Raw genomic sequence first — 16811 nt, 5'->3', positions numbered from 1 at the left:
TGCGATTAATGTTCCATGTGGAACAATTGTGCGCAATTGTAATAATAATGTTCTACGTGGAACATTTAAGCTAATTTTTCAGAAAAATCAATGGTTTATATATTATTTACCTATGCAGAAGTTGGTAAAGATATGTGTAAGTGTATCGTCAGGGCTAATGATTCCGATTAGTTCTGCAGTTTTCTTTTCTAGGATAGAAACTTCGGATGAAATGATAGCTATATCATCTAAGTATTTGATATTATTAGCAAAATCAGTAAATTTCCCATAAATATCATTGATTACGACACGATGTCTTTCAATAGAAATGGGGTCACTGTTACGTAATTTCAAGTATTTACCTAATATATCTTGAGTAATTAAGTCTGTTATATGTAGTTGATCTGGTTCTATAGGACCAGTTTTTATTTGTGGTTCTATAGGACCATTTTCTAGACTTGCCCCCATAGGACCAAGTTTTGATTCTTGTGGTTCTATAGAACCACTTTCTGAATCTGGTCCGATAGGACCACTTATTTCAACAAGACTTCCCTCACCTTTTGAAGTGTCTGCACTATAGTATTTAATAGCTTTTGGAAGATTCTGCTGTAATTCGTTTAAATTAATGTCACCGCTAAATTCATCAAAGTGTGTGAAGATTAAAGCATCAAAAAGAGTCTCTTTAATATCGTGGTACTGATATTTTTCTACTTCATTGATATTAACGAGAAGGATTTTATAGAAGGCATTTTCAATCAAATTACGACTTCTTTTGATCCCCTCTTCTTCAATTATATCAGTCGTATTGCGAAGCCCGGCAGTATCAACGAGTTTGAAAGTTTCATTTCCTAAACTTATATATTCAGAAATATAATCACGAGTTGTACCAGCAATATCTGAAACAATTGAGCGCGATTCATTTAAAAATAAATTGAATAAAGAACTCTTACCTGCATTAGGCTCACCACAAAGAACAATATCAGGTGACATTAAACTTTTAGCATTAACACTAGCACTTCTGTGAAGTGAAGTAATATGACCACTGATATCAGCAACAGCATCATCAAGTAATTTCTGGGACTGTTCCTCCCCTACATCTTCTGCAAAGTCGATATTAATTTCGACTGCAGCCTTAAGTTTTAAAAACTTGTCGTAGAGATCAGTATATTTTTGATAAAGGCTACCATTTAATAGTTTAAGACCTTCATCAAGCATTAGAGAAGAAGAAGCATTTAAAAGAGCATCAAGTCCTTCGACTTGTGCAAGAGAAAGCTTCTTATTCTTTAGTGCTCGATAAGTGAATTCACCATTCTTTGCTAAACGAAACATACCAGAGTTAATGAATGCATTCATAATACGCTTTAAATTGAGTGTATTACCGTGTGCTGCAATCTCTAATATATTTTCACCATTGTAACTATGCGGGCCCTCAAAATACGTAATAACGACTTCATCTAGGAAGTTTCCATCCTGGTCGTATAACTTTGTAAAAGTGGCCTTGCGAATTTCGAGATTTGATAAATCTTTTTTGAAAAATGGTCCTATAGAACCAATGTCGGAAAAACCAGATAAACGGATAACCCCTATGGCCGTATTCTCATTTAGGCCAGTCGAGCAAGCGACAATAGGAAGGTCATCCGTTTCGTATATCATGGTTTATTAAGCTTCTGCTGTTTTATAAACGTAAAGTTGTTGTGCAATTCCCAGGATGTTTGAAACTGTAAAATACAGATTTAAACCTGCTGGAAGATCTTTCATAATAAAAATGAAAACGATCGGCATAATATACATAATCTTCTGTTGATTAGGATCAGCAGATGTCGAAGGATTTAGCTTAGTTTGCACTAGCATTGTAATCCCCATAATTGCTGGAAGAATGTAATATGGATCTTTTGCACTAAGGTCAGTTAACCAAAAGTAAAATGGAGAACCAACTAACTCAACAGAGTTTGAAATAGCTTGGTAGAAAGCAATAAAGATTGGAATTTGAAGAACCATTGGAAGACATCCACCTAAAGGTGAAGCACCTGATCTTTTAAATAATTCCATTGTTTCTTTTTGTTGCTTCATTGGATCGTCAGCATACTTTTCTTTTAGCTTTGCAATCTCTGGTTGAAGAACTTGCATCTTCTTCATTGATCTAAAAGACTTAGCTTGTAATGGATAAGTTGCAAGACGAATTACAATTGTTAAAAGAATAATTGCAACACCGTAGTTACCTACATATGTGTAGAGAACTTGCATTGCTTTTAGAATTGGAACTGCAAAAATTCCAAAGATACCAAAGTCGATTGATAGATCTAATTGATTATCAAATCCTAATAGGTAATCATAATTTTTAAGAGCATAAAGAATATAACCATTATAGTTTTTCTTTCCATTAACAGCTTGAAAGAAGATCTCTCCGCCTTCAGTGGCCATATAATTGATTGTTTGCTTATCATTAAAAACGTTGAAGAAAACGTGATGATTGAAATCAAGAGCAACCCATTTTAAGTTCCCCTCACCTTTCTCATCTGATTCTAAGTTATAACGATCAGTATCCATACCTTGAACAACATACTGACGATAAGTTCTGTTATCAGATTGCTTTTCAGTAGCTGCCATATTGTATGAAAGTCTAAAATCCTGAGCACCATTTAATTCATAAGTTAAACGGCCATCATTTTCTAATTTTAAACGAATCGAAATTTGCTTATTAAGATCATTACCTACTACTTCGTTTTCAACTGTTTGTTCATCGAATACAAAGTTAAAGTTTTGTAGATTATTATTAGTATCGATTAACTTGAAATTAAAAAAGTTATCCTTGTCTGAAAGCTCTTTTAAAGTCATTGAAGTTTTATTACCAGCTGCTTCACTAAAAGAAAGATCACTATTAACTGTATAGAAAAATGATCCTGCTTTAAGAGTAACAGACGTCAGGTTTGTTGCTTTATTCGAGTGTGTTGCAATTGGCTTCGTTTCAGATGAATTAGAAGATGCGTTTTGTGTTTGTACTTGTTCTTGTTTTACTGGTTGTTGTACAGGTTGGTTTGAACTGAAAAGTGCTTGCCATGTGAAAACAATAACACCAGTAAGAACAAACGCTAAAACAGTGCGTTTTTGATCATTATTCATTCTTTAATACTCCTAAAGTGTATTTTCTTAAGTCTTTAAGTATGGAGATTTTTAACACGCTATAAAGGAGTTGTTAATCTTTTATTGAATTTTTGCAAAGGCGTTCACAAGGGAATTTCGAAGATCTTCTTTTGGATTTTGTGAACTTTTAAAAAGTCGATTAGAAACTACAATCATAAAATCCTTACCGTTGTTACGGTACGAACTTGTACGAAAGAATTCTCTAATAATTCTCTTACAAAGATTACGCTTATTAGCTTTACCGACTTTTTTAGTTACAGAAAAACCTACTCTTGAAACTTCAGAGTTAAGACGTGATGGCTTGTAATAAATACGAAGCCAACGATCAGTGATTACTTGAGAATTTTTTCTTAAATAAGAAAAATCTTCAGTTGATAGCAGTCTTGAACTTTTATCAAAAGTGCTATCAACTGATGTCATTATTTCTTACCGTGAGAAACTGTAAGTTGCTTACGTCCCTTAGCTCTACGAGCTTTGATAACGTTGCGACCACCAGCTGTTTCCATTCTTTTAAGGAAACCGTGTACTCTCATTCTTTTCTTTCTTTTTGGCTGCCAAGTTCTTTTAGACATCTTCAACCTACCTAACTATAACTGTTTAACTAAAAATTAATATTGTAAGGGCTAGTATTATACCATTTCGCATCACTGGTCAATGGCCCTGTACATAGTGCAGGCCAAAATATTTGATTTATTTGGCCATGCGTAAAAAACCCATTTTTTTATTGGCCTAGGATTTTGGGCCATGATACAAATTCTCCCCACAACACGTAATTAAAGAAAAATTGACGAGTAAACCACTCAAGGGAATGGATCATGCAGGGAAATTTTCCTTTTAATGAATTTTTGAAGAATTCTAACCCAACAACAAATAAAATCAATAACATAGAAGATCTTGCCAATAAGAATATTATCGAAGATCCCTTCAATATTAAGCAAAATTTAAATCAACCTTATAATAGCTCTAGCCTATCGGACGATTTCTTTAGCGCTGATGAGCTGGATATGATGAATAACGAGATTCATAACTCATTAAAATCATTAGTAAATCCACAAAAATATGCTTCTTTTTTCCAAGGAGACTTTTTTCGTCTTAAGAATATTGACGGTGAAAGAGCGATATTTTCGACAACGACTAACTTTATTAAGTCATTTATCGAGAAGAATTTAAACCAAATCAGCCAAAGTATTGTAAATACGTTAGGTAAATCGTATCAAATCGAGATTATTGCTAATAATAACAATAACTTATCTCAACACTTAAATAATGGTCCTATAGAACCAAGTCATACGAAACCTAGGTCAGCAAATGAAATCTCATTTTCGCTCGATCTAGAGCCTGTACAAGAAGACCTACTTTCACAAGTTGAGTCTAAGTATATTGATCACGTAAGTGATGACTACAATAATATCGTCATTGATAAGTCTAAAACGTTTAAAAATTATGTTATTGGACCATCAAATAATATGGCCTACGCTGCTTCAGTAGCGATTGCTAAAAGTCCTGGTAAAGCTGGTAAATATCCGTCGCTTTATATTCATTCTAATTCAGGACTTGGTAAGACTCACCTCTTACATGCGATGGCCAACGGTATTCACAATCAATACCCTCACTATGTTATCTGCTTAATTACAGCACGTGATTTCATGAAGGAAATGATTGAATCGATTCGCAATAAACAGCTTCCAGAGTTTCGTCAAAAATATTCTGATAAAGTTGATGTTCTAATGATTGATGATGTTCATGAACTTAAAGGTAAAGAAGGAACGCAAAGAGAATTCTTCCATATCTTTAATGAGCTATATCAAAAAGGAAAACAGCTAATCTTCACTTCTGATAAAACTCCACAAGAGATCAATGGACTTGAAGAAAGAATTAAGACTCGCCTTCAATGGGGTCTTGTCGTTGATATTCAAAAACCAGATATTGAAACTCGTGTTGCAATCATTAATGCTAAGGCTGATGATCTCGACCTATTCCTTTCTGAAGACATTGTGAACCTGATTGCATGTAATGTTAAAAACTCGATTAGAGAGCTTGAGGGTGCTCTAATTAAGCTTTCAGCCTACTCTGATATCATGAAGGTTGATATCGAATTAGAAATGGTTAAAGAGGTTCTAGGACTCAGAGATTACGAAGACGAAAAGAAAATTACAATTGAAGGAATTGCTAAGCAGACTTCACAATACTTTAAAATTCCAGTTGCTGATCTTAAGTCTAAATCACGTGTAAAAGATATCGCTAATGCACGCTTTGTTGCCATGTACTTATGTCGTAAACTTGCAAGCTTAACACATGAAGAAATTGGACAGTTCTTTGGAGGACGTGATCACAGCTCTGTTGTTCACGCTGAACAAAAGATTTCAAAACAATTGTCTCAAGATCCAATGCTTTCTAAGACAATTATGACGATTGAAAATTCGTTATAATCCCCTACTAAATTACTAACTAGTCAACTGACTAACCAATACATAGGCCGTGTTATTCACGGCCTTTCTTATATATTTTCACATCCTCAATATTGGCCGGCCATTTGGCCAGTCGGCCGTGGATAAAAAAGTTATCAACATGTTTGTAAATTGTGAGTAAATGACTGGCCAATTTAACAAAATTTAAAGAAATTTTCTTGGCCAAAAAATTATCCACAATAGGCCGTGAGCAAAAAACTAATAACACCACATATTTGTTACGTTTTAAGTAATATACGAATAAATGCAAGGCACAAAAAAAAGTAGTCAACGATTGCTAACAATGGCCAAGTTGAGAAAAGACGCTGTTAAAAGGGGAGTTGCCACTTATGAACTTATCCACAGGATTATATATAATATATATATAAATATATATAATAAGAAGAACACTTAAATGCTCTAGACAGCCTTGCTAACTAGTGTTTTCCATTATACAACAATACAAATAATTTTCTGATAGGAATAAAGATGAAGCTTAGGGTTGATACAGATAACTTAAGAGATGCATTAAATAAAATTTTAACTGTAATTGATAAGAAGAATTCAAGACCAATATTAACATATACGTTACTAACTGTTAGCAATGATAAAATATATCTTTCAGCAACAGATCTTGAGGTATCAGCAAAGTATTCAATTAATGCATCAACTGAAGGAACAGCTTCATTTTGTATAAACGCTAAGAATCTATTTGATATATTAAAAGAACTTCCTAACACAGATATCAACATCGAGTTAGAAGATGGTGAAAATCTACTAAAAATAAATTGTGAAGAAATTCATTATTCACTTTTAATTTACGAAGCAGATGAATTTCCAAAGCTTCACTTTGGAAGCGAAAATACTTTCACACTAAATTCAGATGATCTTTTAAATCTAATTACTAAAACTTCATATGCAATCTCAAATGATGAAACAAGACTTCACTTTAACGGAATCTATTTCCAAGAAGTAGAAGGGAAGCTAAGAGCTGTTTCAACTGATGGACATCGTTTATCTCTAATCGAAAATGATATTGCTGAACAAAATAATGAAGCTCTAATTAATGGAATTATTATTCCTAAGAAGGGTGTAGCAGAACTTAGAAAAATCGCTGAAACATATCCAGGTGCAAATCTGTTTATTTCTGTTGATGACTCATATTTATATGTAACAGCTAATGAGCAATACCAATTAGGTATTCGTTTAATTGCTAGAGAGTATCCTAAGTATCAAGCTGTAATTCCAGCTAAGACTACTTACTCACTAACAGCTGATAAAGAAGTAATTCAAAACGCTATTAGACGTATTAAAATTATGTCTAATGAGAAATCAAATGCAGTAAAGCTTAAGCTAACTGAAAACCATATGACGATCTCTGCAAACCATCCTTCTCTTGGTGATGCTAAAGAGACGATTCCAGTTGATTACGAAGGTAAGGAAATTGAAATTGGTTTTAACGCTCGTTTCTTATTAGATTCAATTGCAATTTTAAATACTGAAAATGTAACTTTCGAATTTAACAATGAATTTTCAGCGGTAATCGTTAGATCAAATGATATCCAAAATTATCTTGGAATTATCATGCCACTTAGAATCTAGTACTGAGACGCTTTGAAACTTGTAAAACTTCAGGTAACAAATTTTCGAAATCTAGAACCAGATATAATTTCTTTCAATGGAAATATTAATTGTATCCTAGGTGAAAACGGAAATGGAAAAACAAATATATTAGAAGCTCTACACGTTCTAGTGACGAGAAAATCTTTTCGTAAAAATACAACTTTTCCACAGCTATTAAGTATTGATGGGGATAACCCTGAGATATTATTTTCATCTCTATTTCTCGATGATGGCGATAACGTAACTTTCAGTGGAAAGATGAATCCTCAAGGATCTACCTGGGCACTTAATGGGAAGAATACGAAAAAGAAGCTTGATGCAAAGTTAGTTTTTATCAATCCATTTGATTCTTATTCATTTTCAAATATTCCAAGTTTTAGAAGAAAGTGGTTTGATGATCATTTATCAATGCTTAGTCGCGATTATAAGAAAGTATTAAATCAGTACAATTCCGCGCTTAAGTTTAGAAATATTCTTCTATCTAAGAAACCATCACAATTTCGTGAGCAGTTAAATGTAATTGATCGCCAAATGGCCGATTATGCTTATGAGCTAGTTGCCATGAGAAATCAATTCGTAACTGAACTAATTCCGTTTTGTGAAAATACATATCGTGACATCTTTTCAGAAGATCATTCACTTAAAATTGAAGTTGATTCTCGTTTTCATGGATTTTCGCCAGAGATGATCTTTGATTATATGCAACAAAGGCTAGAAAAGGACCTAATTGTAGGTCATACGACTTATCAAGTTCACAAAGATGACTACGTGCTTCTTTTTGATGGGATGAATGCTTACGAATTTTGTTCTTTAGGCCAACAAAAAATGTCTTATTTGAGCCTCTTATTTGCCTATATAGAGCTATTTAGGTATAACTTTAACACCTATCCAATTGTACTTATCGACGACGTCTCAGGGGAATTAGACAAGGCGAGATGGGGTAGGCTGGTTAAATTTTTGGAACAACGAGAGTTCCAAGTTTTAATCACGACGGCAAATGAAAAATTTAAGGAAGAATTAGAAAAAATTAATGGCGCAAATAAGATCTATATTTCGAACGGTTCCGTTAACTAGTCTTCCAAAAAATTATATTTTTAAAACAACACACTGACACAAGAAATTGGAAGAGAGGTTCCTTTTGGAAAATCAAGAAAATCAAGCAGGAAGTATTGGTAAGGTCGGACAGGAATATGGTGCAAGCCAGATTAGTGTTCTTGAAGGACTAGAGGCCGTAAGAAAAAGACCAGGGATGTATATTGGTGATACTGCCAATCGTGGTCTACATCACTGTGTATATGAAATTGTAGATAACGCAGTCGATGAAGCACTTGCAGGTTATTGTAGCGAAATTAAAGTTATTATTCACGTTGATAACTCTGTAACAGTTATCGATGATGGGCGAGGGATCCCAGTTGATATTCACCCGAAAGAAGGTGTATCGGCCGCGGAACTTGTATATACAAAACTTCACGCAGGTGGAAAGTTTAACGAAGAAGGTGGAGCTTATAAAGTTTCAGGTGGTCTACACGGTGTAGGTGCTTCTGTTGTAAACGCACTATCTAAGTGGGTTAAAGTTGAAATTAAAAAGCATGGAAAGATTCACCAAGTTGAATTTAACCATGGTGTAACTAAAGAGCCACTAAAAGTTGTTGGTGAATTAGAAGATAAAAGTCAAACAGGTACATCTGTTACTTTCAAACCAGATAATGAAATTTTTGAAGTTCACGAATTTAATTACGATACATTAACAAATCGTTTTAGAGAGATGGCCTTCCTTAACAAAGGTCTTAAGATCGTTGTTAAAGATGAGAGAACAGATAAGAATGAAACTTTCCACTACGAGGGTGGTCTTATTCAGTTCGTAGAATATCTAAACAGAGCTAAAACAGTAGTACATAAAGATCCAATCTATATTGCAGAATCAAGAGAAGATTACGAAGTAGAAATCTCAATGCAATGGACTGATTCATACTCAGAAGTTCTTTCTGGTTATGCCAACGCAATTACAACTCCAGGTGGGGGGACTCACATTTCTGGTTTTAAAACTGCACTAACTCGTGTTCTAAATGCATATGCAAAAGATAATAACCTGCTTAAAGGAATTAAAACGAATTTAACAGGTGATGATATGAGAGAAGGTTTAACAGCGATTATTTCTGTTAAGCTTCCTGAGCTTCAATTCGAAGGTCAAACAAAAGATAAGCTAGGTAACTCTGAAGTAGAAGGTATCGTTAACTCTCTAGTAGGGGATGCACTTAAGAGATACTTAGAAGAAAATCCACAAACTGCAAAAACAATTATTAGAAAATCAGTTGATGCAGCTGCAGCTCGTGAAGCGGCAAGACGTGCTCGTGAATTAACTAGAAGAAAGTCAGTTCTAGATATGGGTGGTCTTCCAGGTAAAATGGCAGACTGTCAGGAAAAAGATCCAGCTCTTTCTGAAATCTACATCGTAGAGGGTGACTCTGCCGGTGGTTCTGCAAAGCAGGGACGTGATCGTAAGTATCAAGCAGTTCTTCCTCTTAAAGGTAAGATCCTTAACGTTGAAAAAGCTCGTTATGATAAAATGCTTGGTAACGCCGAAATTAAGATGATCGTTCAAGCGATGGGTACAGGTATTGGTAAAGGTAACTTTGATATTTCAAAACTTCGTTACCACAAACTAGTTATCATGACAGATGCCGACGTCGATGGTTCTCACATTAGAACACTTATTTTAACTCTTCTTTATCGTCAGTTCCCTGAGCTGATTGAGCAAGGTTATGTTTATATCGCTCAACCACCTTTATATAAATACAAGAAAGGTAAGAAAGAGATTTATCTAAAAGACGAAAAAGCACTTGAGACATTCCTTGTTGCAAACGCAATTGAAGGAACTTCAATTAACTTCAATGGTGAAATGATTGAAGAAGAGACAGCTAAAGGTCTTATTAATAAATTCACTCAATACGACAAAACTCTTAAGTCTTACGATATTCACTTCGATACGTTCTTACTAAGACACTTAATTGAAGAAATTGGTATCACTGCAGCTGATCTTAAAGATCGCTCAAAACTTGATGGTATTGTTTCTAAACTTGATGAACACTTTAAAACTCAAGAGTCTGAAACATTAAGAAATTACTCATTCTCAATTGAAGAAGACAAAGAGCATGCATCAAATCTTATTCGTATCAATGTTAAAACAACAGCACGTACGAAGAAATTTAAACTTAGCTCATACTTCCTAGAGTCTTCAGAATACGCAGATCTTATGAACCTTTACGATGGTATCAATAAATTTAAAATTGGTAAGTTCATTGTTAAAGGTGAAAAAGGTGATGCAAAAGAATTCGAATCACTAAGAGGTTTTGCTTCTTATATTATCGATGATGCTAAACAAGGCGCGTACATCCAACGTTATAAGGGTCTTGGAGAAATGAACCCTGAACAACTTTGGGAAACAACAATGAATCCAGAAAATAGAACTCTTCTTCAAGTAAAGATTGAAGATACTATTGAAGCAGATTCAGTATTCTCTGTTCTAATGGGTGACCAAGTAGAACCAAGAAGACAATTTGTTGAAGAAAACGCACTTAATGTAAGAAATCTGGACGTATAGGACTAATTTATGACTGATGAAACAAATATCACAAATGAAAATGATAATGGTGATGGTGGAAACCATAACCACGGGAATATTCAACAAATTGGTATTCGCGATGAAATGAAAAACTGTTACCTCGATTACGCAATGTCGGTAATCGTAGGTCGTGCACTTCCAGATGTACGTGATGGGATGAAACCTGTTCACCGTCGTTGTCTGTATGCAATGCACTCTCTAGGTAACTACCATAATAAACCATTCCTAAAGTCTGCCCGTGTTGTTGGTGACGTTATTGGTAAGTATCACCCACACGGTGACTCTGCGGTTTATAATACAATCGTACGTATGGCCCAAGATTTCTCAATGAGATATCCAATGGTTCAAGGTCAAGGTAACTTCGGTTCAATTGATGGTGATAACGCTGCAGCCATGAGGTATACAGAGATCAGAATGCAAAAGCTTTCTGAAGAGATGCTAAAAGACTTAGATAAAGAAACAGTTGATTGGCAACCTAACTACGACGACTCACTTAAAGAGCCAACAGTTCTTCCAACAAAAATCCCTAACTTATTAGTTAACGGTTCAGCTGGTATTGCTGTAGGTATGGCAACAAATATTCCTCCACATAACTTAACAGAAGTTATGACGGCGCTTACTGAGCTTGTAGATAATCGTGAAATGTCGATTGAAGACATTATGAAGATTATCCCAGGTCCAGACTTTCCAACTGCTGGAACAATTCACGGAACTGAAGGTATTCGCTCTGCTTATAAAACAGGTAAGGGTGTTATCCAGATGCGTGCAAAGATGGATGTGGAAATTCACGGTAAGAAACAAGATCGTGAAAGAATTGTTATTACTGAACTTCCATACCAAGTTAACAAAGCTAAGCTAATTGAAAAGATTGCTGAACTTGTAAACTCTAAATCACTTGTTGGTATTTCAGACCTTCGTGATGAATCATCTCGTGAAGGGATTCGTGTTGTAATCGACCTTAAAAAAGGTGAGATCGCAACTGTAATCATGAATAAGCTTTATAAGCAAACTGCACTACAATCATCATTTGGTATTATTTTCTTATCAATTGTTAACTCATCACCAAAAGTTCTAAACATCAAAGAACAGCTTGAGTGTTTCATTGATCACAGAAGAGAAATCATTATTCGTCGTACAGTATACGAACTTAAGAAAGCACGTGAGCGCGCGCATATCTTAGAAGGTTTAAAAGTAGCTGTTGAAAATATTGATGAAGTAGTTGAGATGATCAAGAAATCTGACGGGCCAACTGATGCTCGTGAGAAATTAATGAGTACATTCTCATTAAGCGAGATTCAAGCTCAAGCAATTCTAGACATGAGACTACAACGTCTAACAGGTCTAGAAAGAGATAAGATTATTGCTGACTACGAAGCAATTATGAAAGAGATTGATCGCTTAGAAGGAATTCTTGGTTCTGAAGATAAAATCAAAGCAATCATTAAAGAAGAATTCACTGAAGTTATTGAAAAATACGGTGATGAGAGAAGAACAGAAATCGTTGCAAAAGCAGACGAAATTCAAATTGAAGATCTTGTAGCAAGTGAAGAGATGATTGTTACAATCACTCACAAAGGTTACGTTAAGCGTATGCCACTTGACACTTACAAAGCGCAAAAGCGTGGTGGTAAAGGTGTTAAGGGTGCTGCAAACGATGATGACTTCTTCACAAATATCTTTACGGCAAATACTCACGATAAGCTTCTATTCTTTACAAGCCGTGGGCAAGTATTCTCAAAGAAAGTTTACGAAATTCCTGAAGGAACTAGAACTTCTAAGGGACGCAATATTGCAAACCTTATCCAAATCCCAAGTGGTGATCGTGTAACAGAAATTATCTGTGTTCCACACGATATGGATCTTAATGAGAAGTACTTAATCTTTGCAACTAACAAAGGTCTAGTTAAGAAGACAGCTCTTGAAGAATATTCAAACGTTAAGCAATCGGGACTAATTGCAATTAAACTGCAAGACGGTGACCATATTGTTAACGTAAGAATTAATGATGGATCAAAAGATATCCTTCTATGTTCTTCAGCTGGTAAGATCATTCGTTTTGATACTAATGATGCAAGGCCAATGGGACGTGTATCTCAAGGTGTTAAGGGTATCAACATCAATACAGATGAAGAAAAAATCATCGGTATGGAATTAATTGATGACCAAATGGAAATCCTATCTGTAACTGAACATGGGTACGGTAAACGTACTGAATCTTCACAATACCGTAAGCAAACTCGTGGTGGGAAAGGTATTCTTGCAATGAGACTTACAGATAAGAATGGTGAGATTGTTCAAATTAAACCTGTTACTGACAAAGATGATCTAATGATCATTACTGACCGCGGGCAAGTTGTTCGTACGAAAGTAAGTGGTGTTTCTCTAATGGGACGCGCGACTCAAGGTGTACGTCTAATTAAGCCTAAAGAAGGTGAGAAGGTTGTTTCAATTGCAAAAATTATTGAAGCAGATGACGAAGATGGATCAACTTCTGAAGAATAAATTCATAAGGGCCAGTTTTTTACTGGCCCTCGTTTTACTTACGTCTTGTGATTTCACGCCAAGAATCCACAAGGACATTCTCATTGCGCAAAATCATATCTCAAATCAAGAATACGCTCAGGCCGTGAAGCAGTATCATAAGATTTTAGAGATGGCGCCAAATGATGAAATCAAAATTAAAATCAATTATCAGATTGCTGAGCTCTATGCTGTGTCTCTTGGACAATACAAACGTGGAATTGCTTTCTACGAAAAAATTCCAAAACTTACGACAGATCCAGTATGGCTTGTAAAAACGCAAGAGCGCATTGGAGAGATCGCGTTTTTATATATTAATGATTATGCAAAAGCGGCCGAGGTTTATAATAAGCTTTCAGGATTCAGACCTAAGCTTTCAAATCACGATCTTTATGAGTTTCGTCTTGCTCGTTCATATATCAAACTTAAGGAATATGATAAGGCGACTGAGCATTTAGTTTCTATGCACAATAATGGAAACCATAAGTACTTCGTTGATAGCTTTTTTCAATCTGGGATCATGTATTTTGAATCGCAAGATTGGAACCGCGCTGTTCAATACTTTCGTGAATACATCAAGCGTGAAGATCGACGTGACCTAAAAGTTCGCGCCATCTTTCTTATGGCCAATTGCTATGAGACATTGGAGCGCCTACAAACTGCCTACGATCTCTACTATTCAATCTTAGGTGAGTACCCAAATAACAAGGTTATCCAAGATCGACTGAACTCAGTATATGAGCGTCGTGTTGCGAGGAAGCGATAATTATGGCCCTTTATGACCCAAAATGGATAAAACCAATGGCACTTGCCATGTCACTTCCTTCAACGGCCCTAGTTGTGGCCTGGGGACTTTGGGAGCTCGTAAAAAAAGGTGTCATCACTCAAGGATGGGCCGTAGGAATTTTTCTAGCGGTAATTGGAAATATTTTAATTTCGATGGTTGTCTATGCTCTCAAAAAAAATAAGAACTGATCTAGAGAATTTGTTATTAGAAAGAGATCGTTTTTCTTTCGATCTTAATATTGAATTTGATTATTTAAAAAATAAGAAAATTCTTATAACGGGTGTTGCTGGTACAATAGGTTCAAATTTATTAGAAATACTTTCAGATTATGATGTCATAGGAGTTGATAATAATGAGTATGGAGTCTTTCAATTAGATCAAATTTTTTGCGATATAAATTATAAAGAAGATTTGGAAGATATATTTGAAAAATATCAATTTGATATCATCTTTCATACAGCGGCGTTAAAGCATGTTCCTTTGCTTGAAAATCTTGAAAAACAAGCATGGCGAACAAATGTAGAGGGAACTCGTAATTTGCTAGATTTAGCAAAGAAATATGGATGTAATGATTTCATATTTTGCTCTACAGATAAAGCTTGTGAACCTGTAAGTGTGATGGGAAAAACCAAACTTGCTGCAGAAGAGCTATGTTTCGAGTATGGATCTGATTTTTCTATCAAAGTTCTTCGCTTTGGTAATATTGTAGGTTCCTCTGGAAGTGTAATTGAAACTTTTTATAATCAAGCATGTGAAAATATAGATCTTACTATTACTAGTGAAGAAATGGAGAGATTTTTTATTACTTGTGATGAAGCATGCCATTTCATTTTAAAATCATTAGGTCTTGAAAATGGACGTTACTTTTTAAAACAAGATTCTTCTTTAAAAATTTTGGATATAGCCAATAAAATAGTTAATTTTACGAAGTCAAAATCAAAAATTAAAATTGGTGAAATTAGAATTGGTGAGAAATTACGAGAGAAATTTTTGGGAGATAATGAGTATGGCCAGAGCCTATAAAAATATCGACGGACGCACTCAAATTAAGTAAATAATCATCATGATTAAAGATCTATCTAATAAAATTAGTTTCCCTCGCTTTTTTATGTTGTCACTTCCCATGGCTGCAGCGTGTCTATATTTATTGACTCCAGGCATGGAGTGGACAGCGTTCGCTGTTTGTTACGTAGCAACTGTCTTATATTTAGTGATGTTCTGGATGGCCGTAGATGAGCTGATAAAGCCACATCGCATCGATGGTTATAAGGCCAATGGAAAGTATCTAGCGTTTTTATTTATAGGGAAGCTTGTTATTTTAATCGGGGCCCTATTATTTGGTGTACAAATTCTTCAAAGTAAGATAATTATACCGGTAATAAATTATTTCTTAAATATATTTGTGCTGGGCGCCAGCATCAAAAAGGACTAATAATGAAAAAAATAGCCCTTCTTTTAACTACTTTATTAGCGACAAATACATACGCAGCAGGTGGATTTCTGTGGCTTGGTGAACTTTCTCATGTTTTTCACCTAGGTTACGTTGATCACATCTTCACTAAGTCTTTTGTTGCAATCATCATTTTACTTGTAGCTCTTCTTTACAGAATGCGCGTTTCTAAAATGACTCTTGAAGAGACAGTAGTTCCAGATAGAGGAATTTCACTAAGAAACATCGTTGAGATGTACGGATCATTTATCATGACTCAATGTCGTGCCGTAATCGGTGAAGAAGATGCACCAAAATATTTCAAGTTCATTTCGTTCCTATTTATTACAATTTTCCTAGCGAACGTAATAGGTCTTGTTCCAGGTTTCTTACCTCCAACTGAATACATCAACACAACTCTTGCTCTTGGTGTACTTTCATTTGTTTACTACAACATCAAAGGTTGTAAAGAACTTGGTACGATGAACTACCTTGCACACTTTGCAGGTCCACTTTGGTACATGGCAATCTTAATTTTCCCAATTGAGATTCTTTCAAACTTTATTCGTCCTCTATCTCTAGCATTACGTCTTAGAGGTAACATGATGGGTGACCACCACGTATTAACAACTTTCCTTAACCTTGAAATTCTTGGTGTGAACGTTGGTATGTTTGGTGCTGCAATTCCATTCTACTTACTTGGACTTCTAGTTTGTTTTATCCAAGCTTACGTATTTACAATGTTATCAATGGTTTATATTAGTCTTGCAACTGCTCACCACGATCATGATGAGCACCACGCACACTAATAAAAACTTAAACTTAATAATTTAACAGTTACTTGATCAAAGTAACGAACGTTTTAGGAGACTATTATGGAAAACACTCAAGCAATTAAGTACATCGCGTATTTCTTAGCAATGGCTATCGCTGCATACGGTGGTACTGCTGCACAATCAAAAGCTGCTTCTGTAGCTCTAGAAGGTATCGCAAGAAACCCATCTGCTGCTGACAAGATTCAAACTCCAATGATTCTAGGTCTTGCACTTATGGAATCACTTGTAATTTTCGTACTTATCTCAGTATTCCTTGCTGGTTAATTCGAAAATCTAAAATTGATTTTAAAAGGAAGGCAGTCGTAAGACTGCCTTTTTTTGTATGCGGCATTTAGCAGGATGCTAAATGAAGCTGTATAACCCTGTACGACCGAGCACGATGCGGTCAGCTTCGGCTCCTGCCTCTCGCTGACATACAGGTCATCCT

The 16811-nt window shown here is 35.2% G+C and carries 15 protein-coding genes; 11 read left to right on the top strand and 4 right to left on the bottom strand.

All coding sequences use genetic code 11. The annotated features are described in order from the left end of the window. Positions 1-102 precede the first annotated feature (102 nt). The 4 genes from C0Z22_RS11970 to rpmH form a co-directional block, all read right to left on the bottom strand. Positions 103-1632, bottom strand: coding sequence for a tRNA modification GTPase (locus C0Z22_RS11970; RefSeq protein ID WP_103218606.1), 1530 nt, complete (start codon positions 1630-1632; stop codon positions 103-105). A gap of 6 nt (positions 1633-1638) precedes the next feature. Beyond that, positions 1639-3099 carry a membrane protein insertase YidC gene (yidC, locus tag C0Z22_RS11965; protein ID WP_103218605.1) on the bottom strand — a complete coding sequence of 487 codons (1461 nt, stop codon included), beginning with the start codon at positions 3097-3099 and terminating at the stop codon, positions 1639-1641. 81 nt (positions 3100-3180) lie between these two features. Next, the gene (gene rnpA / locus C0Z22_RS11960) at positions 3181-3540 is read right to left on the bottom strand and encodes a ribonuclease P protein component (RefSeq protein ID WP_103218604.1); all 360 of its coding nucleotides are present in this window, start codon (positions 3538-3540) and stop codon (positions 3181-3183) included. Continuing rightward, positions 3540-3692 carry a 50S ribosomal protein L34 gene (gene rpmH / locus C0Z22_RS11955; protein ID WP_103218603.1) on the bottom strand — a complete coding sequence of 51 codons (153 nt, stop codon included), beginning with the start codon at positions 3690-3692 and terminating at the stop codon, positions 3540-3542. The genes rnpA and rpmH overlap by 1 nt, the downstream gene beginning before the upstream one ends. A 273-nt stretch (positions 3693-3965) precedes the next feature. Here rpmH and dnaA point away from each other — a divergent pair, with 273 nt between their 5' ends. The 11 genes from dnaA (at position 3966) to C0Z22_RS11900 (ending at position 16648) form a co-directional block, all read left to right on the top strand. Further along, positions 3966-5549 (top strand): chromosomal replication initiator protein DnaA, encoded by a 1584-nt coding sequence (gene dnaA, locus C0Z22_RS11950; protein ID WP_233189728.1) that lies wholly within the window; start codon positions 3966-3968, stop codon positions 5547-5549. Positions 5550-6056: 507 nt separating this feature from the next. Then, positions 6057-7169 carry a DNA polymerase III subunit beta gene (gene dnaN, locus C0Z22_RS11945; protein ID WP_103218601.1) on the top strand — a complete coding sequence of 371 codons (1113 nt, stop codon included), beginning with the start codon at positions 6057-6059 and terminating at the stop codon, positions 7167-7169. Positions 7170-7181: 12 nt separating this feature from the next. Further along, positions 7182-8264 carry a DNA replication/repair protein RecF gene (locus C0Z22_RS11940; protein WP_103218600.1) on the top strand — a complete coding sequence of 361 codons (1083 nt, stop codon included), beginning with the start codon at positions 7182-7184 and terminating at the stop codon, positions 8262-8264. 64 nt (positions 8265-8328) lie between these two features. Next, complete coding sequence (gene gyrB, locus C0Z22_RS11935) at positions 8329-10791, top strand: DNA topoisomerase (ATP-hydrolyzing) subunit B (RefSeq protein WP_103218599.1); 2463 nt, start codon at positions 8329-8331, stop codon at positions 10789-10791. A 9-nt stretch (positions 10792-10800) separates the two neighbouring features. Beyond that, a complete protein-coding gene (gyrA, locus tag C0Z22_RS11930) occupies positions 10801-13314 on the top strand; it encodes a DNA gyrase subunit A (RefSeq protein WP_233189727.1) in 2514 nt (837 codons plus the stop codon). Next, positions 13262-14098: a lipopolysaccharide assembly protein LapB gene (locus C0Z22_RS11925; protein WP_146037885.1), complete on the top strand. Its 837-nt coding sequence runs from the start codon at positions 13262-13264 to the stop codon at positions 14096-14098. Before gyrA ends, C0Z22_RS11925 begins: the two co-directional genes overlap by 53 nt. A gap of 2 nt (positions 14099-14100) precedes the next feature. After that, entirely contained in the window at positions 14101-14307 is a 207-nt protein-coding gene (locus C0Z22_RS11920; protein ID WP_103218597.1) for a hypothetical protein, read from the top strand. Next, positions 14282-15142 carry a polysaccharide biosynthesis protein gene (locus tag C0Z22_RS11915; protein ID WP_103218596.1) on the top strand — a complete coding sequence of 287 codons (861 nt, stop codon included), beginning with the start codon at positions 14282-14284 and terminating at the stop codon, positions 15140-15142. Before C0Z22_RS11920 ends, C0Z22_RS11915 begins: the two co-directional genes overlap by 26 nt. Positions 15143-15182: 40 nt before the next feature. Continuing rightward, complete coding sequence (locus C0Z22_RS11910; protein WP_103218595.1) at positions 15183-15551, top strand: hypothetical protein; 369 nt, start codon at positions 15183-15185, stop codon at positions 15549-15551. Positions 15552-15553: 2 nt separating this feature from the next. Further along, on the top strand, positions 15554-16357 hold the full coding sequence (gene atpB / locus C0Z22_RS11905) for a F0F1 ATP synthase subunit A (protein ID WP_103218594.1): 804 nt from the start codon (positions 15554-15556) through the stop codon (positions 16355-16357). 66 nt (positions 16358-16423) lie between these two features. Then, positions 16424-16648 (top strand): ATP synthase F0 subunit C, encoded by a 225-nt coding sequence (locus C0Z22_RS11900; protein ID WP_103218593.1) that lies wholly within the window; start codon positions 16424-16426, stop codon positions 16646-16648. Positions 16649-16811 lie beyond the last annotated feature (163 nt).

Source organism: Halobacteriovorax sp. DA5 (genome assembly GCF_002903145.1).
Classification (GTDB): Bacteria; Bdellovibrionota; Bacteriovoracia; order Bacteriovoracales; family Bacteriovoracaceae; genus Halobacteriovorax_A.
Note: the sequence above shows the minus strand (reverse complement) of the source record. Positions and strands in the feature narration are given on the sequence as shown.

What these genes read in the sequence shown, in the direction of transcription:
- C0Z22_RS11970 (WP_103218606.1), bottom strand. Translation starts at nt 1,632, where the DNA reads ATGATATACGAAACGGATGACCTTCCTATTGTCGCTTGCTCGACTGGC.
- yidC (WP_103218605.1), bottom strand. Translation starts at nt 3,099, where the DNA reads ATGAATAATGATCAAAAACGCACTGTTTTAGCGTTTGTTCTTACTGGT.
- rnpA (WP_103218604.1), bottom strand. Translation starts at nt 3,540, where the DNA reads ATGACATCAGTTGATAGCACTTTTGATAAAAGTTCAAGACTGCTATCA.
- rpmH (WP_103218603.1), bottom strand. Translation starts at nt 3,692, where the DNA reads ATGTCTAAAAGAACTTGGCAGCCAAAAAGAAAGAAAAGAATGAGAGTA.
- dnaN (WP_103218601.1), top strand. Translation starts at nt 6,057, where the DNA reads ATGAAGCTTAGGGTTGATACAGATAACTTAAGAGATGCATTAAATAAA.
- gyrA (WP_233189727.1), top strand. Translation starts at nt 10,801, where the DNA reads ATGACTGATGAAACAAATATCACAAATGAAAATGATAATGGTGATGGT.
- C0Z22_RS11920 (WP_103218597.1), top strand. Translation starts at nt 14,101, where the DNA reads ATGGCCCTTTATGACCCAAAATGGATAAAACCAATGGCACTTGCCATG.
- C0Z22_RS11915 (WP_103218596.1), top strand. Translation starts at nt 14,282, where the DNA reads ATGCTCTCAAAAAAAATAAGAACTGATCTAGAGAATTTGTTATTAGAA.
- C0Z22_RS11910 (WP_103218595.1), top strand. Translation starts at nt 15,183, where the DNA reads ATGATTAAAGATCTATCTAATAAAATTAGTTTCCCTCGCTTTTTTATG.
- atpB (WP_103218594.1), top strand. Translation starts at nt 15,554, where the DNA reads ATGAAAAAAATAGCCCTTCTTTTAACTACTTTATTAGCGACAAATACA.
- C0Z22_RS11900 (WP_103218593.1), top strand. Translation starts at nt 16,424, where the DNA reads ATGGAAAACACTCAAGCAATTAAGTACATCGCGTATTTCTTAGCAATG.